At 59.8% G+C, this 1,124-nt stretch carries 1 pseudogene; it reads right to left on the bottom strand.

What is annotated here, in order from left to right:
- Positions 1-30: 30 nt before the first annotated feature.
- Positions 31-1,124, bottom strand: a pseudogene (locus IEY49_RS21210) (IS3 family transposase); the annotation flags it as partial.

The raw sequence follows: 1,124 nt of genomic DNA, 5'->3' as shown, positions 1-1,124 counted from the left end.
TGAGGTTGTGCCGGTTTTGCGTACTTCAAGTTAAGCGGCGGCTGGCTGTCTGGCAAGATGGTGGGCTTCGAACTCGGCAGGGCTGAGATACCCAAGGGTCGAGTGACGGCGTTTGCGGTTGTACCAGACCTCCAGGAACACAAAAATTCGCTGCTGGGCTTCCATCCGAGTGACATAGCCGGCCCCATCCGTCTCCTCGCGCTTCAAGGACGAAAAAAAGCTCTCCACCACCGCGTTGTCGTAACAGTCTCCCTTGCGACTCATGCTGCACGTCATGCCCATCGACCTCAGCGCCTGTTGGTACCTCCGGCTGGCATATTGGCTGCCCCTGTCCGAATGCTGAATCACGCCCGGCTCGGGGCGGCGCGTCTGATACGCCATCCGCAAGGCAGACAGCGGCAGATCAGTCGTCAGGCGGCTTCCCATCGCCCAGCCCACCACCCTCCGTGAATACAGGTCCATCACCACCGCCAGGTACAGCCAGCCTTCCCTGGTGGGCACATACGTCATGTCGCTGGCATACACCGTGTTGGGAGCCTTTACGACGAAGTTGCGCTCCAACAGATTCTCGGCCAGGGGAAAGGCATGATCCGAGTTCGTGGTGCTTTTGTACTTCCGCTTGCCTTTTCCGCGCAGCCCAGCCTGACGCATCACTCGGCCCACCCGGCGTCTGGAACACACCACGCCCTGCGCCCGCAGCTCCACGTGAATCCGAGGGGCGCCATAGCGCCCCTGACTGGCCTGATGCGCCTCATGGACTTTCTCCAGCAATTCCTGGTCGTTGTCTGCTCGGGTGTGCGGTCTGATTCGCCACGAGTGATATCCGCTCTCAGTCACGCCCAGCACACGGCACAGCACCCGTAAGGGGAACTGCTGGCGCATGACGTGGATGAAAGGGTATTTCACCTGGTGTGCTTCGCGAACCAGACCGCCGCCGACTTTAAAATCTCACGCTCCTGACGTAAAAGTTCGTTCTCGCGCTTCAGGCGTTTGATTTCTTCCTGTTCAGGAGTCAGCCGTGCTTTCCCGTGTCCTGGAAACGCCAGTGATCCGTGCTGATCAGCGGCACTCAGCCACTTCTGCAGGGTCGATCGACAGATTCCGAGGTCCTTGGCGATGCCTTC

It is taken from the genome of Deinococcus malanensis, from assembly GCF_014647655.1.
GTDB classification, from domain to species: Bacteria; Deinococcota; Deinococci; order Deinococcales; family Deinococcaceae; genus Deinococcus; species Deinococcus malanensis.
This window is presented reverse-complemented; position numbering and strand designations above follow the sequence as displayed.